The sequence below is a fragment of the Natrinema sp. 74 genome (assembly GCF_046097095.1).
GTDB lineage: Archaea > Halobacteriota > Halobacteria > Halobacteriales > Natrialbaceae > Natrinema.
Genome location: NZ_CP175698.1, coordinates 905,995 through 929,079, shown reverse-complemented (window position 1 = coordinate 929,079; position 23,085 = coordinate 905,995). Strand labels below are relative to the sequence as shown.

Annotated in this window: 25 protein-coding genes, 2 tRNA genes and 1 other RNA gene; 14 read left to right on the top strand and 14 right to left on the bottom strand. The window is 62.1% G+C overall.

Translation table 11 applies throughout. The features are described 5' to 3' along the window. The first annotated feature begins 829 nt into the window (after window positions 1–829). The 3 genes from ACJ70B_RS04625 (at window position 830) to ACJ70B_RS04615 (ending at window position 1,801) form a co-directional block, all read left to right on the top strand. On the top strand, window positions 830–886 hold the full coding sequence (locus ACJ70B_RS04625; RefSeq protein ID WP_408960076.1) for a hypothetical protein: 57 nt from the start codon (window positions 830–832) through the stop codon (window positions 884–886). Window positions 887–1,052: 166 nt separating this feature from the next. Continuing rightward, entirely contained in the window at window positions 1,053–1,181 is a 129-nt protein-coding gene (locus ACJ70B_RS04620) for a hypothetical protein (protein ID WP_408959239.1), read from the top strand. Window positions 1,182–1,372: 191 nt separating this feature from the next. Beyond that, complete coding sequence (locus ACJ70B_RS04615; RefSeq protein ID WP_408959238.1) at window positions 1,373–1,801, top strand: DCC1-like thiol-disulfide oxidoreductase family protein; 429 nt, start codon at window positions 1,373–1,375, stop codon at window positions 1,799–1,801. A 192-nt stretch (window positions 1,802–1,993) separates the two neighbouring features. Here the strand turns inward: ACJ70B_RS04615 and ACJ70B_RS04610 are convergent, their stop codons facing one another. Both ACJ70B_RS04610 and ACJ70B_RS04605 read right to left on the bottom strand, forming a co-directional pair. Beyond that, window positions 1,994–2,269: a hypothetical protein gene (locus ACJ70B_RS04610; protein WP_408959237.1), complete on the bottom strand. Its 276-nt coding sequence runs from the start codon at window positions 2,267–2,269 to the stop codon at window positions 1,994–1,996. 287 nt (window positions 2,270–2,556) lie between these two features. After that, window positions 2,557–2,628: transfer RNA gene (locus ACJ70B_RS04605), tRNA-Ala, on the bottom strand. A gap of 246 nt (window positions 2,629–2,874) precedes the next feature. Between ACJ70B_RS04605 and ACJ70B_RS04600 the strand changes: the two genes are divergently transcribed. The 3 genes from ACJ70B_RS04600 (at window position 2,875) to ACJ70B_RS04590 (ending at window position 4,161) form a co-directional block, all read left to right on the top strand. Continuing rightward, window positions 2,875–3,576, top strand: coding sequence for a class I SAM-dependent methyltransferase (locus ACJ70B_RS04600; RefSeq protein WP_408959236.1), 702 nt, complete (start codon window positions 2,875–2,877; stop codon window positions 3,574–3,576). Between the two features lie 194 nt (window positions 3,577–3,770). After that, window positions 3,771–3,841: transfer RNA gene (locus ACJ70B_RS04595), tRNA-Gly, on the top strand. Between the two features lie 152 nt (window positions 3,842–3,993). Continuing rightward, complete coding sequence (locus ACJ70B_RS04590; RefSeq protein WP_408959235.1) at window positions 3,994–4,161, top strand: hypothetical protein; 168 nt, start codon at window positions 3,994–3,996, stop codon at window positions 4,159–4,161. A gap of 94 nt (window positions 4,162–4,255) precedes the next feature. Here the strand turns inward: ACJ70B_RS04590 and ACJ70B_RS04585 are convergent, their stop codons facing one another. From ACJ70B_RS04585 to ACJ70B_RS04570, 4 genes are all read right to left on the bottom strand, one after another. Next, entirely contained in the window at window positions 4,256–5,749 is a 1,494-nt protein-coding gene (locus tag ACJ70B_RS04585; RefSeq protein WP_408959234.1) for an ABC transporter permease, read from the bottom strand. Between the two features lie 49 nt (window positions 5,750–5,798). Next, window positions 5,799–6,653, bottom strand: coding sequence for an ATP-binding cassette domain-containing protein (locus ACJ70B_RS04580; protein ID WP_408959233.1), 855 nt, complete (start codon window positions 6,651–6,653; stop codon window positions 5,799–5,801). A gap of 428 nt (window positions 6,654–7,081) precedes the next feature. Further along, on the bottom strand, window positions 7,082–7,852 hold the full coding sequence (locus tag ACJ70B_RS04575; protein WP_408959232.1) for an ABC transporter permease: 771 nt from the start codon (window positions 7,850–7,852) through the stop codon (window positions 7,082–7,084). Next, the gene (locus tag ACJ70B_RS04570; RefSeq protein ID WP_408959231.1) at window positions 7,849–8,943 is read right to left on the bottom strand and encodes an ATP-binding cassette domain-containing protein; all 1,095 of its coding nucleotides are present in this window, start codon (window positions 8,941–8,943) and stop codon (window positions 7,849–7,851) included. The genes ACJ70B_RS04575 and ACJ70B_RS04570 overlap by 4 nt, the downstream gene beginning before the upstream one ends. 157 nt (window positions 8,944–9,100) lie before the next feature. Here ACJ70B_RS04570 and ACJ70B_RS04565 point away from each other — a divergent pair, with 157 nt between their 5' ends. Together ACJ70B_RS04565 and ACJ70B_RS04560 are read left to right on the top strand one after the other, a co-directional pair. Further along, window positions 9,101–9,646 (top strand): GNAT family N-acetyltransferase, encoded by a 546-nt coding sequence (locus ACJ70B_RS04565; RefSeq protein WP_408959230.1) that lies wholly within the window; start codon window positions 9,101–9,103, stop codon window positions 9,644–9,646. Window positions 9,647–9,938: 292 nt separating this feature from the next. Continuing rightward, on the top strand, window positions 9,939–10,316 hold the full coding sequence (locus tag ACJ70B_RS04560) for a hypothetical protein (protein WP_408959229.1): 378 nt from the start codon (window positions 9,939–9,941) through the stop codon (window positions 10,314–10,316). Window positions 10,317–10,386: 70 nt separating this feature from the next. Here the strand turns inward: ACJ70B_RS04560 and ACJ70B_RS04555 are convergent, their stop codons facing one another. The 3 genes from ACJ70B_RS04555 to ACJ70B_RS04545 form a co-directional block, all read right to left on the bottom strand. Further along, the gene (locus ACJ70B_RS04555) at window positions 10,387–12,165 is read right to left on the bottom strand and encodes an ABC transporter substrate-binding protein (protein WP_408959228.1); all 1,779 of its coding nucleotides are present in this window, start codon (window positions 12,163–12,165) and stop codon (window positions 10,387–10,389) included. A gap of 111 nt (window positions 12,166–12,276) precedes the next feature. Beyond that, a complete protein-coding gene (locus ACJ70B_RS04550; protein ID WP_408959227.1) occupies window positions 12,277–13,125 on the bottom strand; it encodes a phosphatase PAP2 family protein in 849 nt (282 codons plus the stop codon). Window positions 13,126–13,130: 5 nt separating this feature from the next. Continuing rightward, window positions 13,131–14,930, bottom strand: a complete 1,800-nt coding sequence (locus tag ACJ70B_RS04545; RefSeq protein ID WP_408959226.1) for an ABC transporter substrate-binding protein — start codon at window positions 14,928–14,930, stop codon at window positions 13,131–13,133. Between the two features lie 209 nt (window positions 14,931–15,139). On the opposite strand from ACJ70B_RS04545, the gene ACJ70B_RS04540 reads away from it, so the two are divergent. The 3 genes from ACJ70B_RS04540 to ACJ70B_RS04530 all read left to right on the top strand — a co-directional run bounded on the left by ACJ70B_RS04540 (window position 15,140) and on the right by ACJ70B_RS04530 (window position 16,691). Next, on the top strand, window positions 15,140–15,418 hold the full coding sequence (locus ACJ70B_RS04540) for a ribonuclease P protein component 4 (RefSeq protein ID WP_408959225.1): 279 nt from the start codon (window positions 15,140–15,142) through the stop codon (window positions 15,416–15,418). Window positions 15,419–15,513: 95 nt separating this feature from the next. Beyond that, window positions 15,514–15,762, top strand: a complete 249-nt coding sequence (locus ACJ70B_RS04535; RefSeq protein WP_408959224.1) for a YhbY family RNA-binding protein — start codon at window positions 15,514–15,516, stop codon at window positions 15,760–15,762. After that, window positions 15,759–16,691: a mechanosensitive ion channel family protein gene (locus ACJ70B_RS04530; RefSeq protein WP_408959223.1), complete on the top strand. Its 933-nt coding sequence runs from the start codon at window positions 15,759–15,761 to the stop codon at window positions 16,689–16,691. The genes ACJ70B_RS04535 and ACJ70B_RS04530 overlap by 4 nt, the downstream gene beginning before the upstream one ends. Window positions 16,692–16,724: 33 nt before the next feature. On the opposite strand, the gene ACJ70B_RS04525 is transcribed toward ACJ70B_RS04530, so the two are convergent. Together ACJ70B_RS04525 and ffs are read right to left on the bottom strand one after the other, a co-directional pair. Beyond that, window positions 16,725–17,525 (bottom strand): LolA family protein, encoded by an 801-nt coding sequence (locus ACJ70B_RS04525; protein ID WP_408959222.1) that lies wholly within the window; start codon window positions 17,523–17,525, stop codon window positions 16,725–16,727. Between the two features lie 139 nt (window positions 17,526–17,664). Continuing rightward, window positions 17,665–17,976: signal recognition particle sRNA (gene ffs / locus ACJ70B_RS04520), an RNA gene on the bottom strand. Between the two features lie 167 nt (window positions 17,977–18,143). Here ffs and ACJ70B_RS04515 point away from each other — a divergent pair. From ACJ70B_RS04515 to ACJ70B_RS04505, 3 genes are all read left to right on the top strand, one after another. After that, the gene (locus ACJ70B_RS04515) at window positions 18,144–18,452 is read left to right on the top strand and encodes a DUF5798 family protein (RefSeq protein ID WP_408959221.1); all 309 of its coding nucleotides are present in this window, start codon (window positions 18,144–18,146) and stop codon (window positions 18,450–18,452) included. Between the two features lie 76 nt (window positions 18,453–18,528). Further along, on the top strand, window positions 18,529–19,509 hold the full coding sequence (locus ACJ70B_RS04510; RefSeq protein ID WP_408959220.1) for a PLP-dependent cysteine synthase family protein: 981 nt from the start codon (window positions 18,529–18,531) through the stop codon (window positions 19,507–19,509). A gap of 138 nt (window positions 19,510–19,647) precedes the next feature. Next, a complete protein-coding gene (locus ACJ70B_RS04505; RefSeq protein ID WP_408959219.1) occupies window positions 19,648–20,781 on the top strand; it encodes a class 1 isoprenoid biosynthesis enzyme in 1,134 nt (377 codons plus the stop codon). Between the two features lie 47 nt (window positions 20,782–20,828). Here ACJ70B_RS04505 and ACJ70B_RS04500 read toward each other — a convergent pair whose 3' ends face one another. From ACJ70B_RS04500 to ACJ70B_RS04490, 3 genes are all read right to left on the bottom strand, one after another. Next, a complete protein-coding gene (locus ACJ70B_RS04500; protein WP_408959218.1) occupies window positions 20,829–21,239 on the bottom strand; it encodes a CoA-binding protein in 411 nt (136 codons plus the stop codon). 74 nt (window positions 21,240–21,313) lie between these two features. Further along, window positions 21,314–21,946, bottom strand: coding sequence for an RAD55 family ATPase (locus tag ACJ70B_RS04495; protein WP_408959217.1), 633 nt, complete (start codon window positions 21,944–21,946; stop codon window positions 21,314–21,316). 177 nt (window positions 21,947–22,123) lie between these two features. Then, a complete protein-coding gene (locus ACJ70B_RS04490) occupies window positions 22,124–22,990 on the bottom strand; it encodes a geranylgeranylglycerol-phosphate geranylgeranyltransferase (protein ID WP_408959216.1) in 867 nt (288 codons plus the stop codon). Between the last annotated feature and the right edge of the window lie 95 nt (window positions 22,991–23,085).

The following is a 23,085-nucleotide window of genomic DNA, read 5'->3' as shown; positions in this document are numbered from 1 at the left end:
GGTTTTCTCCGCTCGGTTGGGGATGGCACACAGAGGCGATGTCACGCTGCTCGCAAAACGAGACGCACACGCGATACGTCGTCGACGTCACGGCTTCGGAGTACGATCACGTGGAAGGGGCACAGCTCGGCTCGTGGCCGACCGGTTCGAACGATACTGCAACCCTCCACCGAAACGCGACCGTCAGTCTGGCGTTTGACCCGATGACGTACTACGATGACCAGCCAAAGCGCAAGGAGACGCTGAACGGCACCGTCATCGCCACCGACGCACAGACGTTCGGAACGCTTCAGTTCACTCCCGGCGGCGACTCGACGGATCCGAGCCTCTCCCTTCGCGTCGCGGGGCCCCACTACAAACCGAACGGGACAGTCAACGACGGCTACTACGAAGCGTTCCTCCCCACAAGCCTCCTCGATTCGTGGGGCATCTCCGACCCGAGTACGCTCGAGGCGGCCTACCAGAACAACGCGACGTCGATCACCGCCGCGTCCGTCTCCGGCGGACTGTACGTCGACATCCCCATTCACTACTCCAGCGGGACCGTCAAGTTGACGCCGAACACCGACTCGAACGACGGATCGGACGGGTTCGGCGCGTTAGATGACGGTACGAGCGGCGACGACACGACGGACGACGGGAATGCGAGCGACGAAAACACGCCACCGAAACGCCGGCAGCCGGCGATGGAGACGAGGAGCCGACACTCGACGATCGCGACGAGTCGGCCGATAACGACACGAACGAAACCGAACTGGAACGCAACGAGTCGAGCGAGGAAACGGCGGCCGCCGACCGCTCGAGTGACGGCACGCCCGGATTCGGGTCGATGCCAGCACTGGTCGCCCTCCTCGCGTCGGCGCTGTTTGCCACGCGTCGCGAATAAACCGGCCATACCCTCCGTTTTCGGGCAACGGCCCATCTCGTGGTCGCTATCGTGAACGATCGCCAGTTCGATATAGAGCGTCTCCGCGAACGATCTCTTTTCGGACGGTACTGTCCGGTTCCAGTGACCGTCATGCTTAAGCGATCGAATTGCGAACGAAGACAGTATGCCCTCAGAGGAGTTCCTTGACGGCGAATCGCTTACCGGACGACAAGCGGGAATCATCTTCGCCAGTTTCCTCAGCTTCATCATCCTCTCCGGGGTCGCGCTGGTGCTTTTCAAAGGCGTCTTCTGACGATCGTCTCGAGGTCGGCGAACGGACCATCCATCGTCCGTGTTCCGGCTCCGTCTCTAAACCCGGAGACTGAGTTCGGAACGGGGGATGCCGCGTTACTCGCTCGACCAGCGTGACTTTCGTTCATCGCCGGTCCCGAAAATATCGCAGGCCGACGCTTCACGAGGCTCGCTGGCGTAGTGATTCCTGTGATGGACTGCGTTCCAAAGCTCGTCTACGACGACACCTGTCATTTCTGTACGTGGTCTGCTACGTTCGCCGTCCGCCGAAGCGATATTCAACCGGTGAGGCTCTCGGAAGTCCAGAACGGACGCTCCCGACTGAGTGACTTCGAACGCGATCACCTTCCGGCGGATTACGAGGAATGCGCACAGTTACTCACCGAAACCGCCGTGTACTCGTGTGGCGCTGCGATGGAAGAATCACTCATCATCGCTGGCATACTTCCTCGACGACCGATCGAGTTTCTCCGACAGTTCGAGACGTACGGGCGGCTGCGTGAGAGAACGTATCACTGGATGTCAAACAACCGTGACTACCTGGCGAACGTGATCGGAAGAGATCCTCCCGTCAGTGACCACGTCTCTGACGATGACGTCTATCCGAAGCGGTCGTCCTAACCCTCCGAACGCTGCGGAGAGCGAACGCGGAACCAATACTCGGTGACACCGGATCTCCGTATCAGCGAAATGCGACGGTCACTGACGGTGAAGATATCCTCGAACTGAAAGAGAACACAGTCGCGTAGCGGTCCTCGCTCCTTCTATTTCGGTTACTCCTTGATCATGATTCGATCTACGCCCTATAGCAGTTCACTCGTCGATTATCTGGTTCGCCCGTACGATGACGTATATCAGGACGAGTCCAGTGCCGACTGCGAGAATGAACTGGCTTACAAGTATGTACAAAAAGCCAAGCCCGATGGTCAACCCTAATAGGCCCTGAAAGATGACCCGAAAAAGGATCGGAATAAGAGCGACCAAGACAATAGCTCCAATGAGCCGTGTAAGGGGTAGTGCTTCTTGGATGAGTTGAACAGTATCGAGTTCTCCGGTGTCAAAATCGAAGAACGGTTTGGAGGGCGACATCTTCTAAAGAGGGTTATTTCATAATAATATATTTTACGACTAGTATTAGCGAAGCGAGCCGCCCATCTACATTCCTTCGCCAGCAGAGAGCCCGGCCAACTCCCAGCGCTCGAAGATCAGCGTTGCCTCGTCCTAATACGACGGGGTCCGCGTGTCGACGGGTGTGAACCAGACGTAGTCACATGACCCACGAACAAGTGCTGAAAGCATCGACTCACGGATAGCCTTCAGAACACCCTCAAACGCCCGTATTCGGGAATTAGAGGCCTGATACGGCAAAACAGCGATGGACTCGCCGGGATTTGAACCCGGGGCCTCTCCCATGCCAAGGGAGTGATCTACCTCTGATCTACGAGCCCTCGTTCGCATTCCACAGTTTCCGTCGGGAATAGATAAACCCCTCGAATTCCTCGAGCCCTCGTCATGGCACCACATTCCTCTCGGTCGATCCCTCGTCTGGATCGCACGGTCTTTGTCTCGAAACAGGGGTCGATAGCGATGCTCGCACGACGGCTCTGCGTACAGGTTCACGCTACCTCATACGGTCACCCCGTCACTCGGTGGGTTACGAACGTTTTTTGCGTGTCTACCGACGACCGTCACCGATGGCCAGGGATCAGGACCGAGGCCGAGATCGAGAAACGGGCCATGGTGACTCCGATCGCCGTGTCGATGTTCGAGACACCTACGATCGGATCGCGAGCCACTTCGCGTCTACGCGAGAGTACGCCTGGCCCGAAGTCGAATCGTTCGTCGCGACCCATGCATCCGACCGCGCTGCCGGCGTCGGCCTCGATCTCGGCTGTGGCAACTGCCGCCACGCCGAACTGCTCGCCACCAACCTTGAGTCCGTCGTCGGCCTCGACGTCAGTCGCGGATTGCTCGAAACGGGCCGTGAACGGTCGCGCGAGCGCGGGTTCGATGTCGAATTAGTGCAGGGAGATGCCGCGGCGCTTCCGCTTGCGACCGACATCGTCGATGTCGCGGTCTACGTCGCGACGCTGCACCACCTACCGACGCGAACAGGTCGCCGGGACAGCCTCGACGAACTCGCACGAGTGCTTTCACCCGACGGTCGCGCGCTCGTCAGCGCCTGGTCGACCGCCCACGACCGGTTCGATGAGACTGCAGGCTTCGATACGACCGTCGAATGGACGCTTCCCGACGGCGAGACGGTCGATCGGTTCTATCATATCTATGCACCCGACGAGTTCGAGGCCGACCTCGTCGATAGCGATCTCGAGGTCTTCGAGTGGACACTCTCGAGCGGGAACTGTTATGCGACGGTGGCGGGGGCGAGCGACTGACCGTTGCAGAGTCGTCGTTCTGTCCTTCGTCGAGCGCGACCTGTCGGAGCCGCAGCTCTCGTTCGGTGGGTGTTCGCTCGAGCGGCCGTCGGAATCGCGATCGACGGTCGGTTCGGCCGCCGCCGCTGGCGGCCCCTTCAGGGGCCACGGCGAAAAGGAAGAGCCTTAAACGTGGAACGAAAATCCGGGAGTGCGCGCGGATGGTCTAGTGGTAGGACCTGAGCCTTCCAAGCTCATGGCCCGGGTTCAAATCCCGGTCCGCGCATCACCGTTCTCCGCATCGGCAGCGTCCACTCGAGCGTAGCGCCTCCCAGTCAGTAAGCCAGCGACCCACGGACAGGGTTCATGCGAAACTGGACGAGAGTAGTTCGTAGCTTCCGGGGTTCCTCACGGAGACAGTACACGGTCTATCGACCTATGAGTGAAGCAACCGAGAACATCGTCCTCGTACCCGAACCGTCAGCGAAACACCTCAACCATCGACAGCGCGTCTCCTACCGAGACCATCGGAGCAAGCTCGTCGACTGGATGCTCTCCGGGGGAAATGATCCGAACCGATCGATCAGAACGACGATGCGTGGGTGACTCGGTCCTACGAGCTGCGAGTTGCTGGAGATCCTCCTCGACAGGCCGCTCTATCGTGATGAGATTCAGACACCGTGAACGCCAAGATTACCTCTTAGTCGGCCCGTCGAGCGAACCACTGACTGAGCACTGCGAGTCCCATCAGGTGGATGACCACTCCCACGAGGAGGAAGACCGGCCAGAGTGCTTCGCCGGCGATTCCGGACACGACGGCCTTCACGGGCCAGTACGTCGGCAACACCCCGATCGCGAACTGGAGGGGTTCCGGGATGACGACGATTCCGACCGCGGGTCCGAGGATGACGAGATTGATGAGTTTACTGATGGCAATGCCTTCGATGGTGTTTGACGCCACCGTCCCGAAGACGAACGCGATAGCTGGGCCACTGAGTGCCCCGACTACCGCCGATCCGATGAGAACTGCTGGCGGTACCTGACTACGTCCGATGATAACGAGGGCGGGGAGAATCGCTAGTAGGGTGAGGACGTACGCTGCTATCCCCCGGTACAACAGATAGCCGCGGGCGGAAAGCGGACTGACGCGATAGGCGGCGAGGACACCTTGCTCGCGGTCTTCGAGAACGAACATCCCGACGACGAACCCGTAGATTGCCGGGCCGAAGGCCACCATCGATCCGACGATGACGGGATAGTGCGGCTCGAGTGCGAACATAGGCGCGGCCAGCTCCGCCACCCTCGGAGCACCGAGTCTGACGACGACCGCGAGCGCGAACGGCCCGACAGCGGCGATCGCCAACATCGGGTCCCGAATCCAATTGCGAAGATCGGCCAGTATCAGCCCAGCCCAGGGCGATCGTGTGGCGAACGAAGACTGACCGCGTTGCTGCCACGATCCGGGGACCCTCCCTCCGCCGAGTTGACGGCCCGGATCGCCACCGCGAACGACGTGCTGGCGGAAGGTGCGGCGAGCCCAGAGATACGCGATAGCGTTGCCGACGAAGAGGTATCCGAGGCCGTAGGCCACCTGCCATGCAGGTGGTGATCGAAACCCACCTTCGACGAGGAGGAGTACGGGTTGAGCGGGCAGGAGGTAGAACAAGGGTGTCTCGACGAGCCCCACGTACCCGAACAGCGGGAGGAACAGGACTGTCCCCCACCCGACGGCGCTGATGAAGTACTCGTTGACGGAGTCGTACCGAGCAACTGCGACGAACCCGATGAGGGCGAACAGGGACGCAGAGAGGCAGACTCCGACGAGAAGCAGTCCTAATCGGGGCGTCGTGCCGTGTCCCAGAACAGCGACGAGAGCGGACGCGATGACCGCGAGCAGCGATAGCGTCAGTACCTTTGACGCGAGGTATCCCCTATCGCCGAGCGGCGATGTTACCAACGCGTCCAGCACCCCTTCCTCCTTCTCGAACAGTACCATCGAGGCGATGAAGTAGAAGCCGAGTATCGTCGGATCGGTGACGATGAGGAGCACTGCGGCATCAGTGCGAAGTCCAGACCCCACTACCTGGAGGCCGAGGATGAACGTCACGGTAAGAACGGCGTAGACGGTGTAGAAACCGTACTTGACCTGAAGTCGCACGTCCCACGCTATCATCGTCCGGAGCGCGCTCACCATACTCACGTACGTAATAGTCCACTGGTGTCCGTTCGATTCGAGAGACTCGTCACGTCAACGCCTCACCGGTCACTTCGATGAACACGTCCTCGAGCGTCGCCTCCTCCGTGTGGATCGTTTCGATATGACCACCTCGTAGCAACTGTCGGAACTCGTCGTCGGTGTCGAGGTCAGTTAAGGGGAACTCACGGTCAGCAAGCACCCCGTCCGTACGGTACTCCACGAGGACGGTCGGTTCGCCGTATTCGAGCTTCAGCGTCCGAGGTGCGTCGATTAGCGCCAACCGGCCATCGACGATGAACGCGACGCGATCACACAACTGGTCAGCGACGGTCATATCGTGGGTCGCCAAGAAGACTGTCGTCCCGTTGGACCGGATGTCTTCGATGACGTCTTTCATCGTACGGGCGTAACCTGGATCGATACCCGCCGTCGGTTCGTCGAGGAACACGAGCTCCGGGTCGTGGACGATCGCACGAACGAAGTTTAGTCGCATCTGCATGCCCTTCGAGTACGTCCCGACTCGGCGATCCACAGCGCCAGCCAATCCGACCCGGTCGAGCAGTTCGATCGGATCGTGAACTGCGCCACCGTAGAGCGAGGCGAACAGTTCGAGGTTTTCCCGACCGGTTAGCTTCTGGTAGAGATTAGGCGTCTCGGCAGCCACCCCGATTCGGTTGTACAGATCGCTACCCCACTCGCTGACCTCTCTATCGAATACCGTTACCCTACCTGCGTAGTCGTCGAGCAGTCCGATAAGGACCTTCTGCGTCGTGCTTTTCCCGGATCCGCTCGGACCGAGAAATCCGAATATCTCGCGGTCCTCGACGGAGAAATCGAGTCCTCGAAGTGCGGATTGATCGGCTCCGGCGTACGTATACTCGAGCCCCTCGACGTGAAGCACTACTCGATCGTTGGTCTCGAACGAGTATAGTAGTTCTCGACCGGCCGACGGATGATGGGTCGAAGTAGTGTGGAACGGAATCCTCTACCGCTCTGTCCCGTTTGTATGGCTGGTATTTTGTCGAACGCTCCATCCCGTATTGGAGGTCGTGGCGCTGACCCTCTCACAACCGGTGGCGTCATGGTCGTATTGGGACTCTCGAGGAACGACACGTTCGAGGCGAAGACAGAATTCCTGTCGCAGGTGGTGAGACGATCCGATAACGGTGATACCACAGTCGAAAGTAGACATCACTATCGAGAAGTGACTACACTCATGGCCCGGGTTTAGAACCCAATCCGCGCACTCCTTGCGTCTTCTCCTCTCGACGTTCCAGATTCCAGTGTCGAACGCTCAGTCTCGACGACACTGGTCGACTGTCGTGAGGTTTAGACTGCCTCGACGCGCCGGAACAGCGCCGTTCCGATTGCGACCATCGCGGCCGAGGAGACGACGAGCACGCCGAGATCGACCGCAATGGAAAACGACGAGGTGCCGACCAGCACCGCCCGTAGCCCGTCGACACCGTACGTCAGCGGGTTCGCGTAGGCCAGATACCGCACGGAGCCGGGGAGCCCCTCGAGTGGATACAGCGCACCAGAAAGGAAAAAGAGCGGGAAGATAACGAACTGGACGATCAGACCGAACCCCTCGCTGTCGCTGAACTGAGAGGCAAGCGCGATTCCGAACCCGACGAACGTGATCGCAAGGAGGACAAGGAAGACGACCGCGAGCGGCACTGAGAGGACGCTTACGGGCGTGAACCCGAGGGGGATCGAAAGGACGAGAATGAGCAGCGCCTGGACGAGCGCCGTCGTCGAGCCACCGGCGATCCGGCCGAGGACGATCGAGGTGCGACTGATGGGTGCGACGAGAATCTCTTTCAGGAAGCCGACATCCTGATCCGCGAGGATCGAGAGGCCGGCGAAGGAGGCCCCGAACAGCATCGTGAAGCCGACGATTCCGGGAACGAGGTACTGAAGGTAGTCGACATTATTGGGGAGTCCCGGGATTGCCATCCCCCGAAACCCGAATCCCATAAAGACGAGAAAGAGCAGCGGCATCGCCAGCGAGCCGACGATTCGCGATGGCGATCGGAGGAATCGCTTGGTATCGCGCAACCAGAGGCCGTAGATCGCCCGTCCGTCGACGACTTTCATGACCGGTCCTCCGCCGAAACCGTACTCGAGTCGTCGCTCTCCGCCGGCGGACGCGACCGCTTACCGCCGTCTCCCTCCTGCGAGGCGATCGCCGGCTCCCCGTTCGAGCCGTCTGTACTGCCGGTTGCGAGCGTCGCTCCGCTTTGAGACTCGCTCACCGTCGACCGGTCGGTTAGTTCGAGGAAGACGTTCTCGAGGCTCGGCTCGCGGAGGTCCACCGAGGAAATGCGGACGCCGGCGTCGTCGGCGAGGCGGACGAGGTCGGCGATGCGTGCGTCGCCGTCGTCGACTGTAATGCGGACACCACCGTCGATAGCGGTGTATTCGTGGCACCACGGTCGCTGCTCCAACTGGCTGAAGAGCGCGTTTGGATCGTCGTCGCGAGCGAGCGCGAGGGCGACGGCGTCGCCACCGAGCGACGCCTTGAGCGCTGCCGGTGTATCGATCGCGACGATGTCGCCGTCGTCGACGATCGCCACGCGATCGCAGAGGTGGTCGGCTTCCTCGATGTAGTGAGTTGTTAAGACGATCGAGACGCCGGCCTCCTCGTTCAGCCGTTCGATGTACTCCCAGGCGTCCCGTCGGGTGCGTGCGTCGAGGCCGACGGTCGGTTCGTCGAGGAAGAGGACCGCGGGTTCATGGAGTAGGCCGCGGGCGATCTCGAGGCGGCGTTTCATGCCACCGGAGTAGGTGCCGACGGGGTTGTCGCGCTCGGCAGCGAGACCGACGAGTTCGAGGACCTCATCGATGCGGTCGGTGCGTTCGGCCGGGTGCTGGCCGTACAGTCGGGAGTGAAACGCCAGGTTCTCCGCGCCGGTGAGGTCTTCGTCGAGTGCGGGTTCCTGGAAGACGATTCCGAGACTGGAGCGGACCGCTCCCGTTTCGGATCGAACGTCGTGGCCGTTGACGGTTGCGGTGCCCGAACTCGGCGGGAGGAGCGTCGCTAACATGTTAATCAGCGTCGATTTGCCCGCACCGTTCGGTCCGAGCAGGCCGAACAGTTCACCGTGTTCGACCGCGAAGGTCAGATCGTCGACCGCGGTCACGCCGTCGAACTCTTTGGTGATGCCGTCGACGTGTATTGCTGGCATGGGATTGTCCCTATCTTTGACTGAACGGCCAGTCAATAAACGTTCGTCGCTTCCGGTGGTTATTCTCGAGCCGTCGTCGGGTAGCCGTTCGACAGTCTCGTGCCGAAGACTCGTCGAATCCCGCATGTTGTAATAGTCGGGTCGCGAAGCGACCGCTGTGGAGTACGAACTGCTCGGCTGGCCGCCCGACGGCCCGAAACTGCGACTCGACCACGAACGGTTCAGCTACGCCGGTAAGTTCGTCATGACGAACACCGGTAAGGCGGTGGCTCGAGCCGACGATGGCCGACTCGTCGCGGCGGTTGCCTTCAACGAGGATCGGACCGACGACGAGACGCTCTGGCTGCGCTACGTGACCGTCGCGCGCAACCGGCGCGGAGAGGGCATCGGCCCCGTCCTCCTCCGACTGGTTCGGGATCGCGCGCTCGAGCGCGGCTACGACCGGCTTCGAATCGCCGTCAACAACCCGTACGCCTACGAGGCGCTCTACCGGTGCGGGTTCGCGTATACCGGAGCAACGACGGGAATCGCCGAACTCATCCTCGAGTATCCAGTGCCTACTGACGACGGGGACTGGAACGAGCGCGAGCGCTATCAGGCGGGGCTCGCGGAGTTTCGCGAGCGCGACCTCTCCGACGGTGAAGAGCAGTTTCTCGCGTCGCGACGCGACAGCGACCCACCCGAACTCGCGTCCGGCGATTGATAACTGCGGGTCTCGGCTCGTTCCCGCCGCCCGTTCGACCGGGGGACACGTCAAGGGGTAACTTCCCTCGACGGGGCCGCCGTCTCGCAGTTCGGTTATAATATAGTAGCACCTGAACGCCATTGCACACCTGATCGCACGACGGCGTTGCGATCAGTATGTAACTCGTTTCAGTTACTACTATACGTCCTGTCTTCGTGCAAGCGAGGGCGGTCGTAAAGCGCAGCGACGGATCGTCGTGCGCGTCCGAGACATGGCAACCCTTTTCCCCGGCGCTCCAGAATCCGAGTATATGACGGACGAAAACGAATCCCCTGACGGAGACGATGCAGGCGAGGGTAGCGAGGAGAAGTCCTTCCGCGAGCGAGTCGAGGAGATTCGCGAGAAACGCGCCGAAGAGGGCGAGGGTGAGGGCGACGCCCCTGAGAGTCCGTTCGGCGGCGGCGGTGGCGGTCCGGGCGGCATGGGCGGCAACCCGTTCGCCCAGATGATGGGCGGTATGATGGGCGGCGGCCCGGGTGCCGGCCCCGGCGGTCCGGGCGGCCCCGGTGCCGGTGGACAGGACGAGAGCAACGAGGAACTCGTCCGTGAAGTCCGACAGCTCCGCGACGAAATGCGCGATCAGACCCGCGCGCTAAAGCGTATCGCCGACGCGCTCGAGGACCAGTAACCCGACTCGACGACTCGACGTTTTCATTCCGCTGCCCGCCGCCCAGCGACGCGTAACGCGGCCGCGACGACTACTGTCTGACCCGAAGCTGGCCGCGTTCGTCGTACCGGAACCCTGCTTGTTCGAACGCGGTCTGTGCCGCACTCACGTCGACCTCGCCGTCCGTTCCCAGGAAGGGTAATTCAGGGTCTTCGCCCTGCCACTCGAGGCTCTCTGGAACCCACTGTTCGCTGACCGGCGTGGCGATAGGCCGTGCGTTCCCGTGGAACACGGTCTCGACCAGCCACTCCTTGTCGACCAGTTGGGCGATAACTCGTCGAAAACGCGGATTGCCAAACGGTGCTTTCCGGGCGTTGAACCCGAGGAAGTAGAACGTCCACGAGGGCGACTCGACCAGCCGGGTAGTGTCAGACCCTTCGACGCTGTCGATGATGTTCGTCTCGAGTGGCGTACTCGTGACGTCGGCGATATCGTCTCTGACGGTGTTGACCGCCGTCTTGCTGCTCGGAGAAATACTGACGGTCCATTCGTCGACGGTCGGCTCCGGGAGATCGACTCCGGCTCGACGCGTGAAGTGAGAATCGAACCGTTCGAATACGAGTTGCTCCCCCTGGGTCCGACTCGAGAACTGATAGGGGCCGCTCCCGACCGGCGGAACGTTGTTCACGGTGACCGCTTTCGTGGTCCCTTGTGTGATACTGACGCCGCCCGGTCCCGTCGCATCGGTAGTCCGCTCGCGCCAGATATGCGCGGGGAGAATCGGTACTAGGAAGGCGCGCTCGCCGGCCGCCCGATTCGTTTCGACCGTTATCTCCAGTCGATCCTGGCCGCGGACGTCGATCGACTCGACGGCTTCGACCCGGCCGCGATAGTGCGGGGCCGGAACGGGGTCATCGTGGTTTCCGAGGGACATATCCTGCAGAAATCGGTAGGTAAAGGCGACATCGGCGGCGGTCACCGACACGCCATCATGGAACTCACAGCCGTCACGGAGGGACACGTCCGCCGTTTTTCCGTTCCAGTTCCACGATTCCGCGAACCACGGCCGAACGTCTCCGTTGGGATCGTCGACGGCCAGCGAGTCGTAGAGCAACTCGATCAAGAGACCGCGACCGCGGTAGTCGACTGCAAGCGGATTGAGGTTTTTCGTCGGTCTGGCGTCCGTGTGGCTCGCACGCAGCGTATTGACGCCGACGTCCGGGTCGAGGCCGAGATAGCCGCGCCGAGTTGCGAGATGACCCTCTCCCCAGCCGTCGAACCGATCGGTCCTAACGAGTCGGTGTTCGTCGGGGATACAGATCGGAACGAACGGCTGGACGGTCGCGATCGACTCGAGGGCTGCGGTGACGGCTTCACGGCGCCTATCGCTCGAGACGCGACGTTGCTTCTCGAGGAAGCCGTCTACGTTTAGGTTGGTAAATCCAAACGGGTTCTGCCAACCCGATTCGTCGGCGTACAGCGAGTGCAACGCCTCATAGAGGAAGTCCGGATCGGTGCCACCCGGATGGCGTCCGATACAGATATCGAACTCGTGGTCGTACAGAACCGTTCGGCGGAAGTCGACGCCGGACCGGACATCGTACGAGACGTCGATTCCGACCGTCTTGAAGATACGTTTCAGTTCGTTAGCAATCCGAATGCTCTCTCTGTCGCTATCTGCGGGGTGGGTGGTGATTGCCAGCGAGAGTTGATCGATGTTATTCCGAGTGACGAGGTCTCGGACCCGTTGCAGGCAGCCGCTGGTCGAGACCGTCACCCCGGTCGCCGCTGCTAACGCGGCGCGACGGCTGATGGAGGCGTCGTCAGCGTCGCCGCTGCTCCGTGTCGGGGCGGCCCGTCGTCCCTTCATTTCACTCGTCTTTCATTGTTGCCAGCCACAATATAACAGTATTGTGCTCCCGTATGGTGTCTACCCCCATCATGTTAGTGGGCCGCGGGCGGAGACCACCGTGGACGCATCTCACTCCAGCTTGCGGTCCCAAAGCTGAGAGAGCTGATCGCCGAACCGCTCTGAAATCGACCAGCGCCCGACGAGGCGGTCGGAGGCGGTGACACAGAAGGCGGCAAGCAACAGTCCGGCCGTCACGTCGATACCCCAGTGAATCCCGAGGTACATCGTCGAGGTCGCAACGCTTGCAGCCAGCACGACCGCAACGGGGAACCACTTCGGGAACGACGACCGCGTCATCGCCGCGAACGCGGCGACGGTCGCCGACATCGAGGTATGCAACGATGGGAAGACATTGGTGTTGGTGTTGACTTCGCTTGTGAGATACTGGTACTGCGGATGGGTGTCGTACAGCATCGTCGGTGCGAGTTCGGCGGGCATTATGTTTCGGGGACCGTACGCGATTACGAGGATGTACAGGATCAGTCCGATCATGTAGTTAAGCGCGTACGCCGTCAACAGCCGACGGAACATCCGGGTGTCGGAGAGCGTAAAGTACGCGACGACCGGGAAGATCAGCAGAAATGTGTAGCCGTAGACGTAGATAGTCGAGAAGTACGCCGTCAACTCGGCGGTCGCGATCGACTGAAAGATCAGGATGAACTCCCCTTCGATGTTGTAAAACATCGCGGTTAGATGGTACCCGATCTCCCGCGAGATCTCCGGTGCCATCTGCCTCGCGACCCTGTTAATTAGTAACACGACAATCAAGACGGCGATGACCGGCGCAGTTGTCCTAAGCCGCGATCGCCACTCCGCTCGCGTTCGTGCTAGCCGCTCGCGGCCGACGAAGACGGCTACCGAAACCGGGACCAACGTCGCAATGGCGATGACGAGCGGGATCAAAACCTCAGCGAGCATCGCTACTAGTAGTTAGCAAGCAAGCGACCGTTATTATCGTAACGGAACCCGGCCGCCTCGAACGCCGATTTCGCCGCTTCGACGTTGAGACGGCCGTTCGAACCGACGAAGGGCGTCACCGGGTCCTCACCGGTCCACTCGAGCGACGCGGGAACGCATTTGCCGGTAACCGGCGTCGCGGTGGGCGTGGCGTTGCTGTAGAACACGTCATCGACGATCGCTTCCTTGTCGAGCAGTTGTGTGATCGCCCGGCGGAAGTGGGGATTGCTGAAGGGCGCATTCCGGACGTTGAATCCGATATGATAGAACATCCGCGACGGTGATTCCAGTCGCTCGACGTCCGACGAGTCGGAGATTGCCCCCAGCGAATGGGCGCTGAGCATCGACGCCGTCAGGTCCGCGTTACCGTCTTCGACGCGATTGATCGACGAGACACTGCCGGGGTCGACGGTAAATCGGAGTTCGTCGACGGTTGGTCCGGACAGTGCGACGTCGTCTCGGAGCGTGAAGTGATCATCGAATCGCCGGAGGACGAGCGTCTCGTCTTCGGTCCGAGTTTCGAACCGATACGGGCCGCTGCCGATGGGCGGAACGTTGTTCGCGGTGACGACGCTCCACCGTCCCTGTGGGGCGGTGAAGTCGCCGGCGGCGGCGTGCTGATTGACCCGCTTTCGCCAGACGTGCGCTGGAAGGATCGGAACGGTAAACGCCCGTTCGGCGACCTCACGGCTACTGGTTACGGTGATTTCTAGCTGATAGTCGTCCTTCACGGTGATTTCGTCGACGATGCTGACATGCCCTCGATACTGGGGCGCCGGAGAACGGACGTCTGCCCGTCCCAGTGACGTGTCCGCGAGGAATCGGTAGGTGAAGGCGACATCGTCGGCGGTCACCGGCTTCCCATCGTGGAACGTACACCCCTCTCGGAGGGAGACCGTCGCCGTTCGGGTCGCCGTCTCATCGCGGTCGCTCGTGTTCGAGTTCGTAGCCTTCTCGGTCCACTTCCATGAGTCCGCGAGCCACGGATCGATAGTGCCGTCGCGTTCGCTTCCCAGCGAGTCATAAAGCAGGTCGATCGTCGTCCCCTGCTTTCGGAACGTCGCCGAGAGCGGGTTGAGATTTACCGTCGTACGGCCGCTGGTCAGGAGGGCGTGCAATTGGTCGACGCTGTCGGCGGACTCGAGTCCGAGATAACCGTGTCGGGTCGAGAGGTCGCTGTCGGTCCAGCCGTCGAACCGCTCAGCGTCGGCGACGCGGATTTCGTCCGGCAGACAGATCGGTTCGAAGGGTTTGGTCTGTGCCAGCCCCCGAAGGACCGATTTGATGTGGTCGATCCGTTCAGTGCCGTCAGTGCGCCGCTGGGCCTCAAGACGGGTATCGAAGGCTATGTTGGTGAATCCGAAGGGGTTCTGCCAGCCGGCTTCGGGCGCGTACGTGGAGTGGAGGGCTTCATAGAGGAAGTCCGGGTCGTAGTCGGCGGGGTGGAGGCCGATGTACAGGTCGAAGTCCTGTTCGATCAGGACCGTCTTCAGGAGTTCCGATCGCGACCGCATATCCATTGACACGTTGATCCCGACCTTCTTAAGGCGGTCCTCAAGTCGGCGGGCGATTCGAATGTTCTGTCTGTCTGCGTCCGCTGGAACGGTGGTGATGGACAGCGAAAGGCGGTTATGTCCGCTCTGGTTGACGACGCTTCGGACGCGATCGATACAGCCGCTGGTTGCGACTGTTGCGCCGGCGACACCGGCGGCGAGAAACGAGCGTCTACTGACGCCGTCTGTAGGCGGGGAGGGATTCCAATTCATTCAGTTCTGACACACCTTATTTGATTCGATATATAACAATACTGTGCACTCTGTTCGGATACGAGGCAGGGTAAAGAATCTTTTCAAACCGTGATACATTCGGCACGGGTGAATGATTGTCACGGATCGGTACCGGTCGATTGACGAACGCCGCGGTCGCCTCGCCGTCGGAGCGCAACACCAATAGGTCGACCGACGAAACGGGACGTATGGACCTCGCCGCCGAACGGATCGATCGGCTTCACGATCTTGCTCGAGCGGCGGCAGCGGACGAGGAGGCTGATCGCGCTCGCTATTACGTTCGACTAGCGCGGCGGGTCGCGGAGCGAAACCGACTGACGCTGCCCCGTGAATTCCGGCGCTTTACCTGCGACCGGTGTGACGCGTACCTCCGGCCGGGAGCGAACGCTCGAGTTCGGTTGCGAGACGGCCACGTGGTAATCGCGTGCGATTGTGGCGCACACGCCCGGTATCCGTACGAGGAGTGAGTTTCGTCCTATCGGGGGTGGCATCGCGGCCGATCGCGACCGCGTCGGAGTTCGATTCGAGAAGATTGAAACGCCTCGCTTCGTTATCCAGCGTCATGGATAAACAGGAACTCAAACAGCGAGCACACGATCTCGACGTCACCGTCTGGGTCGGCAAGAGCGGCGTCGACGCAGTCGTCGACGAACTCGATGACCAACTCGCGACACGCGACCTCGTCAAGGTGAAATTCCTCCGCGCTGCCCGCGCGGGAAGCTCGACCGACGAGAAGGCGGCTGACCTCGCCGACCGTGTCGACGCCGAACTGATCGACACGCGTGGACATACCGCAGTCGTCCATCGATGAGCGCCGTTCCCGAACCGACGCCGCTACAGAACGGGGAGTTGGGTCCGATCGGCAAAGCACTGGAGAGCACGGATTTCTTTGGGACGTCACTCGCCGCGAGCGCGGAAGGCGTCCTCCGGTTTGCGATCGCGTTCGTCGCGATTTGGCTCCTCGGTCGATACGTCGTCCTCCCGATCGTCGAGCGGGCATTAGACGGGCGGGGGCTCGACGAGCACGCCAAGAACCCCTTACTGATGCTCTCTCGGTTCGGGGTCGTTTTCCTCGCTTTCACGGTCGCGTTCGGCTTCGGCGGCTACGGGAACTTCCTCGTCTCGATGGCTGGCATCGCGGCGGCCGGCGCGCTCGCGGTCGGACTGGCGATGCAGGACGTGATCTCGAACTTCGTTGCCGGTGTCTTCATTTACACGGACAAACCGTTCCGGATTGGCGACTGGATCGAGTGGGACGATGGCACGTACGCGGGTGTCGTCGAAGATATCAGCCTCCGCGTCACCCGCGTCCGAACGTTCGACAACGAACTCTTGACGGTGCCAAACTCGGCGCTTACCGACGGCGTACTCAAAAATCCCGTCGACGCCGATAAGCTTCGACTGAAATTCGTCTTCGGCATCGGCTACGACGACGACATCGAGCGGGCGACCGATATCATCGTCGAAGAGGCCAAACGCCACCCCGACATCATGGACGACCCCGAACCCTCCGTTCGGCTGACGGAACTTGGCTCCTCCGACGTCGGCCTTCAGTCGCGGTTCTGGATCGCGAATCCCTCACGCGCGGACTTCGTTCGGACCCGCGGCGAGTACGTCACCGCGGTCAAACAGCGCTTCGACGAGGCAGGAATCGATATCCCCTACCCCGTTCGGACGCTCGAGGGCGAGCTCGATATCGAGAGCGGCGGCGGACAGAGCGTCGTGCGGCCGGCCGAATAGTGACGATTCGCCGTCAGTGGACTACCGGTTCCCTCAGGTGATGTTCTGGACGGTCGCGTTCGCCGGCGGCTCGAACGCGAACGTCTCGTCGTCTAGACCGCTGTTGAACGTCACCGATTCGAACTGCTCGACCATGACGATCCGTTCCTTGCCCGGTACTTTGAACACCACTTTTTCTTTGAGCGGGTAGTTATACTCCGTGTCGATCCACAGCGTCTGCTCGACGACTCGGAGTTCCTTCCTCGGGTTGCTCGTCTCAAGCGCGTATACGAACTCCGTGTCGCCGACGATCGCGGAGATCCCCTTTTCGACCGTCTCGTTTTTCGCTTCGACATCGAGGACATGCGTCTCGCGGCCCGCAACCTGGTCGGTCCCGTTGTACTCGATGTCGTATTTCTCGAGGTTCATTGCGGCCATTTCGGCCCGACTCGACCGGACCTCGTCGTTCGTAAACGGTTCCGCTGGTTCGACGTATTGTGCGACCCCTGCGTTAGGATAATAGAACCAGTTCTTCGTCGCGTTCGATACGTAGACGTTTCCAATCCGTTTCGAGTTGGGGGCGTCTATCACCTTCGTCCGCTGGTCGACGTACGGACGATCGTACACTTGCATGACTTCGGTGAGCGTGTGGCTCCCGTTCGTTACTTTGTTCCGCCGCACCCCCGTCACGTCCACGAGATCGTCGGCGTGAACGTACGCGCCCTCGAACACCGCTTCGGGATCGGGAGTGGACGCCTCGCGCTCGCTCGAGGGTGTGTCGAGCGCGGCACACCCGCTCAGCGAGACACTCACGGCGAGTAGAACCAGAATGACTGCGAACCGACGGTTCGTCATGAGGAAAGATGCTTGATAACACTAGAATAAATTTTCGCATCTACGCGCCCGAACCGCACGCGTCGTTCGGTCGGCGACGGCCACGAGACCGGCGACGAGACGGAGCGCTGCCGCTCGTGGAGGACAAAATGCCGTATGAATGCGGACGGCCGCGGTGGCCCGGCGTTCCGGCCGGGGGAATCCTGGTTGCCTTCTCCACCCCGCAACCCGTCGAGCGACAGGTGTCCGGCGGTCCACTGCTCGCTTCCGCGCCTGATGGGCTGTCGCCGATCAACCACGATGGGGCGTCCCTGCGGACGGCCACCGTAGACCGCTGTCCCCGACGGACGAGGCTTCTCTGTTGGCTCCCGGGGCCCCGGTCGGTCTGACCGGACGCCCGCGGTGTTCGGTCCCCGCTAATGACCATAGCGCGGGTAACGAGCAGGGCCAAACTGCCCGACCTAGTCCACTCCTTAATAGGTGATGACCACTTATGGGCCTTTCGTCTCCGCGATCGAGGGATGCAAGCGCCTGACACTGCTTCGGCGGTACCGAACGCGGGAGGACTTCGGAGGTTCGTCACCGTCGCTGCGACGGACGAGGAAAAGGCCCATTAGCTCCCCGACACATCGTTCGACCATGGGACTCGGCAGCACCGCGAAGAAGATTCAGGCCCTCTCGGACCGGGCCGAGACGATGTACAAACAGGTACAGAAGCTCCAGAAGCGGATTACGGGGCTGGAAGAGAAAACGGACGAGACCAACGAGACGGTCGCCCGGCTGGACCACCAGCTCACCGAGCAACGCGAGCTTCTGCTCGCGATCGCCGAGGAGCAGGGCATAGACGGCGAGGAGATCCTCGCCGAGGCGGCGATCGACGAGGCCGACGTCGACGAACCGTCATCGAGCGAGCGCGACGCGACCGCCGGCGAGACGACAGCCGAGTAGTCCCGAACGCGGGCGCAGGACGGGGCCGACCAGACCGGGACAAGAGCTAACAGCGGCGGTATCTTTTGCCGGGACGATGACGACCCACGAGGAGCCGGTCGACTCCGTCCTCGAGACGATCGGTCGAACGCCGCTCGTCCGGCTGCAGGATGGTCCGGCGGACGTGCCGATCTACGCGAAACTCGAGTCGTTCAATCCTGGGGCCAGCGTCAAGGATCGGATCGGCCGGTACATGATAGCACGGCTGCTCGAACGCGGCGACGTTTCTCACGGCGGCACGGTCGTCGAGCCGACCGCCGGTAACACAGGTATCGGCTTCGCGATCGCCGCCGAGCAGTTGGGCCTCGAGGCCGTCTTCGTCGTCCCTGAACGGTTCAGCGTGGAGAAACAGCAGCTAATGGCCGCACTGGGCGCGGACGTGATCAACACGCCCACGGCGGACGGGATGGACGGGGCGATCGAGCGGGCCCACGAGCTCGCCGCGGAACTCGAGGACGCCGTGGTTCCCCAGCAGTTCTCGAACCCGCTGAACACCGAGGCTCATTACGAGACGACCGCGCCCGAGATCTACGACGCCCTCGACGGCCGCGTCGGTGCGGTCGTCGCCGGCTGTGGCACCGCCGGCACGCTCATGGGGATCGCCCGCTACGCGCTCGAGTGCGATCCCGAAACGCGCATCATCGCCGTCGAACCCGAGGGCTCGGTGTACGGCGATCTCCTCGGCGAGGACCGCGAGGAAAGCGAGTACAAGATCGAGGGGATCGGCACCCACGATACCGCGACCAACGAGTTGTTCGAGCCCGAACTCGTCGACCACATCGAGGCGATCGCCGACCGCGACGCCCACGACGAGCTCAAACGGCTCGCGCGCGAAGAGGGGCATCTCGTCGCCTCGAGCGCCGGTGCTGCGAGCGTCGCCGCCAAGCGGGTCGCCCGTCGGATCGCCGACGGCGATCTCGACGTGCCCCACGAGACGGTCGTCACGATCTTCCCCGACTCGAGCGAGCGCTACCTCTCGAAGGGGATCTATCGCTCGTTCGAGGAGTGGACGTCGTAGGCCCTACCCGGACCACACGTCCGTCTGACGGCTGTGGACGGCCGACGAGAAATCGACCACCCTCGAAATGACCAATTCGAGGGAGATAACGGCACAGCAACCAGTACACTCTTTTGATCCCGTGAAAGGAGAGCGAATATGACTCGGTTGCCGGACGCTCGTTACGCCGATGTGGCTGTGTCGCCCGCCCTTCGATCGAAAATCGAGGGGTACTCCGATCAGGGCGGGCTGTTGGGCGCGTTCACGTACTTCTTTACCGTTCTCGAGACTGACGACGCGGATCTCGCCGCGACGATCGCCTCGATCCCGACCGATCTCTTCGTCACGAGCGCGCTCCACGACGACGCGATCGACGAGGCCGACACGTGGAAAGCGGATCGCAAACGCCGTCTGAATGGACACGTTTCGGCGGGTGATCTCGTCTATTCGAACGTCGTCGAGGCCGTGGCGGAGACGCCTGCCGAGATCGACCTTAGACCAACACTCGCGGTCGTCCGCGAGATCGGAACGGGTCAACTCGCCGAAGAGACGTTCGACGTGACGACGGCGACCGTCGATGACGCGATCGCCCGCGTCGAGGCCCGCGGCGGCGTCTGGGGCGACCTCGTCGCCGAACTCGTCGCAGCCACCGGCAGCTATTCCGACGCACAACTCGAGTACATTCGGACGATCGCGACCAACGGCCTGTTCGTCCTGACCGTCATCGACGACCTCGCCGATCTGCCGGAAGACGTCGAAAACGGCGTCGCCACCCTCCCGCTGGTCTGTTTCAACGACGATCCCGATACGTACCGGTCGACCGCAGCCGTCGCCGACGCCGTCCTCGAGTCCGACGTTCCTGACCGACTCGAGGCCCTCCTCGATCGGCGGCGGACGGCGGTCGACGACGCCGCGGCCGAGTTGTGGGCGTCGCTCGACCGGTCGGACACCACCCTCATCACGGCCGCCGCTCGCGCGCTGTCGTGGTACTGCGAGTCGAACTGCTCGGTTCCGATCGCGGAGACGGTCTCGCCGGCACAGCAGCGAGAGATCCGCGATCGACTGACGGGTGACGATCGATCGACGCGCCGCTACATCGCCGAGTACGTCGCCGAACTGCCGGTCGCCATCGACGCCGACGAGATCGGTGCCGCCGTGGCCGACCTTCCCGACGAACCGCTCGTCCGAACGGCGATCCGCCTGCGCCACCTCGAGACCGTCGTCGACGAGTCGCTCCATACGACACTCGAGGACGCGCTGGCGGAACTTCGAACAGCATCGACTTCTAACTGACCGCAGTCCCGCGATCGGTCGATCCCGGTCCGTGTTCGCCGTCCGACTTAGGCGACCAGCCGTCGGTGTTGGACCTTCATACACCGATCCTGCACGACGGCCCGCCCATCGTCCTCCGCGCGGGTCGCCGCCTCGTCGTCGCGGATGCCCTGCTGTGTCCAGATGACCATCACGTCGTCGCGTTCGAGCGCCGCGTCGACGATGTCGCCGACCTCCTCGCTGGGACGGAAAATACAGACGACGTCGATCTCGTCGTCGATGTCCGAAAGCGAGTCGTAGACCTCGCGGCCGAATATCTTGTCGGCATAGGGATTGACCGGAAGCACGTCGTAGCCGTGCTCGAGCAAGTACTTTGGCACGTCGTGGGCCGCTTTCCCCGGCGTGCTCGAACAGCCGACGACGGCGATCGTGTCGTAGTCGAGGATCTCCTCAAGTTCGTCTGTGGAGTCGACTGGCATAGATGTCGCTACGCGTTCGAGCGATAAACGTGCCGTGGTCACGGAGGCCGTCTAAGCGGCCGCCGGAGGCGCGACTACGACGAGAAGCCGGCCGTCCGGACCGTAGGCTCCTCGCCGTCGGCCGATTCCTCGAGTTCGAGGACGCCGTCGAACAGCTGTTTGAGCGTGTTCATCGTCTGATCGTCGTGGGCCGTCGAGTCGATGACGTAAACGCCCATGGCGTCGGCGCTCTGGATTCGACCCGTAAAGACGTGGAGGAACCGGAAGACGGTCTGCAGATCGGAGTACATCAGCAGCGTCGAAACCGAGTGGAGGAGGACGCGGTTCTCGGTGAGCCCGCGGCCCTCGTAAAACTCTTGGAGGAACTCTGAGAGTTTGATTCCGATGCCGGTCATATCGACGGGTGAAGAGGCGTACTTGATCCGCGGATCGTCGTCGATAGTTCCGATACCGCGCTGTTTCGTCACGCAGTCGACGACGCCGACGTCCGGTTCGACGCCATCGTCGACGTGATCGTCGAAACTCTCGAGGACCTTGTCTGCGCTGTCTTTCGTGGTGACGACGATCGACCCGTCACCGCGATTCGCACCGCTTGCGAGAATATCGAAGGCGATCCGCCGCTTTCCCGTCAGTGGCGGGCCCGCGATAAGCACGTTCATCCCCGGATCGATCTCGACGTCCGGAAGGACATCTGCGAGGTCGTACATACCAGATACTCACATCCACCGCCGCCGCGACGACAGCCTGGTACCGCCCGCTCCAGCGTCCGGCGCGTTGTATGGAAATATGCGAAGTGGCTTATAGTACTTTTGATTAGAAAACGCGCTCGCAGACAGTTAGTACGTCGCGGCGGTCGATCGGGCCCCAGCAGCTTCGCGTACGCGCTATAACGCCGGCAGCTCGAGGGCGGCGCGGCCGACGATAAACGCTAACGCAGCGAGGAACATGCCGTACTTAAGTCGCGACTGGCCCGCCGTCGGATTCCGGAAACTCTCGTAGGCGGCCGCGAGCATGACCGCGTCGGCAGGGGCGACCACCAGCAGGTAGGCGACCCCGAAATCCCCGCGGACGTACGGCAGCGGGCTCGCAACCACGGCCACGGCGAGGAGGACGGCGGCGACGGTGAGCGCCCGGCGCTCGCCGATTGCGATCGGGAGCGTGTTCAGTCCCTCTTCGCGGTCGCCCTCGATATCCTCGACGTCTTTGACGATCTCTCTGGTCAGCGTTGCGATCGCCGCGAGGACGAAGAGAACGATCGCCGGGACGAGACCTCCGGCCCCGCCCTCGTGTACCGCCGCGGCTCCGAAGAGGAACGTACTCCCAACTAAGTAGGCGACCAGCGCGTTGCCGAGCCCGGGAAGTCCCTTGAATACCTCGGTGTAGGCCACCAGTGCGAGGAGATTGACCGACGCGATGCCGATCGCCAGCGTGGGCAGCGCCAGCGCGAGCGCGACCGCACCGGCGAAGAGGACGACGCTGAAACCGAGCGCGCCGCGCGGACTTACCGCCCCACGGGGGATCGCCCTGTCTGGCCGGTTGACTCGATCGATCTCGCTGTCGAAGTAGTCGTTGATCGCGTTCCCCGCGCCGACCGCGAGGCCCGTTGCCGTCACTGCTGCAGCGACCGCGAGCAACTCGCCGGTCGCGCCGCCGGCGACGAACGCCCCGATAAAGGTCAGCACGCTCGCGGCGACCACGTTTACCGGCCGGGTCAACTCGAGCAACCCGCGAACCGTTTCCCCCGCTGTCATAGGGTGGAGTGGTCAGGCGGCCCGGTTAAACGGTGCGATCCGTGGTCGGTGCGCTCGCTCGAGGGCGACCCGACGAACGCGACGCGGGGAGCCCG

Bases quoted from the DNA above. Each gene is read 5' to 3' on its own strand.
- ACJ70B_RS04525 (WP_408959222.1), bottom strand. From the start codon at position 17,525: ATGACGAACCGTCGGTTCGCAGTCATTCTGGTTCTACTCGCCGTGAGT.
- ACJ70B_RS04545 (WP_408959226.1), bottom strand. From the start codon at position 14,930: ATGAATTGGAATCCCTCCCCGCCTACAGACGGCGTCAGTAGACGCTCG.
- ACJ70B_RS04590 (WP_408959235.1), top strand. From the start codon at position 3,994: ATGAGTGAAGCAACCGAGAACATCGTCCTCGTACCCGAACCGTCAGCG.
- ACJ70B_RS04530 (WP_408959223.1), top strand. From the start codon at position 15,759: ATGAGCGCCGTTCCCGAACCGACGCCGCTACAGAACGGGGAGTTGGGT.
- ACJ70B_RS04505 (WP_408959219.1), top strand. From the start codon at position 19,648: ATGACTCGGTTGCCGGACGCTCGTTACGCCGATGTGGCTGTGTCGCCC.
- ACJ70B_RS04510 (WP_408959220.1), top strand. From the start codon at position 18,529: ATGACGACCCACGAGGAGCCGGTCGACTCCGTCCTCGAGACGATCGGT.
- ACJ70B_RS04575 (WP_408959232.1), bottom strand. From the start codon at position 7,852: ATGAAAGTCGTCGACGGACGGGCGATCTACGGCCTCTGGTTGCGCGAT.
- ACJ70B_RS04500 (WP_408959218.1), bottom strand. From the start codon at position 21,239: ATGCCAGTCGACTCCACAGACGAACTTGAGGAGATCCTCGACTACGAC.
- ACJ70B_RS04570 (WP_408959231.1), bottom strand. From the start codon at position 8,943: ATGCCAGCAATACACGTCGACGGCATCACCAAAGAGTTCGACGGCGTG.
- ACJ70B_RS04540 (WP_408959225.1), top strand. From the start codon at position 15,140: ATGGACCTCGCCGCCGAACGGATCGATCGGCTTCACGATCTTGCTCGA.
- ACJ70B_RS04555 (WP_408959228.1), bottom strand. From the start codon at position 12,165: ATGAAGGGACGACGGGCCGCCCCGACACGGAGCAGCGGCGACGCTGAC.
- ACJ70B_RS04515 (WP_408959221.1), top strand. From the start codon at position 18,144: ATGGGACTCGGCAGCACCGCGAAGAAGATTCAGGCCCTCTCGGACCGG.
- ACJ70B_RS04615 (WP_408959238.1), top strand. From the start codon at position 1,373: ATGGACTGCGTTCCAAAGCTCGTCTACGACGACACCTGTCATTTCTGT.
- ACJ70B_RS04490 (WP_408959216.1), bottom strand. From the start codon at position 22,990: ATGACAGCGGGGGAAACGGTTCGCGGGTTGCTCGAGTTGACCCGGCCG.
- ACJ70B_RS04585 (WP_408959234.1), bottom strand. From the start codon at position 5,749: ATGGTGAGCGCGCTCCGGACGATGATAGCGTGGGACGTGCGACTTCAG.
- ACJ70B_RS04495 (WP_408959217.1), bottom strand. From the start codon at position 21,946: ATGTACGACCTCGCAGATGTCCTTCCGGACGTCGAGATCGATCCGGGG.
- ACJ70B_RS04535 (WP_408959224.1), top strand. From the start codon at position 15,514: ATGGATAAACAGGAACTCAAACAGCGAGCACACGATCTCGACGTCACC.
- ACJ70B_RS04620 (WP_408959239.1), top strand. From the start codon at position 1,053: ATGCCCTCAGAGGAGTTCCTTGACGGCGAATCGCTTACCGGACGACAA.
- ACJ70B_RS04550 (WP_408959227.1), bottom strand. From the start codon at position 13,125: ATGCTCGCTGAGGTTTTGATCCCGCTCGTCATCGCCATTGCGACGTTG.
- ACJ70B_RS04600 (WP_408959236.1), top strand. From the start codon at position 2,875: ATGGCCAGGGATCAGGACCGAGGCCGAGATCGAGAAACGGGCCATGGT.
- ACJ70B_RS04560 (WP_408959229.1), top strand. From the start codon at position 9,939: ATGACGGACGAAAACGAATCCCCTGACGGAGACGATGCAGGCGAGGGT.
- ACJ70B_RS04610 (WP_408959237.1), bottom strand. From the start codon at position 2,269: ATGTCGCCCTCCAAACCGTTCTTCGATTTTGACACCGGAGAACTCGAT.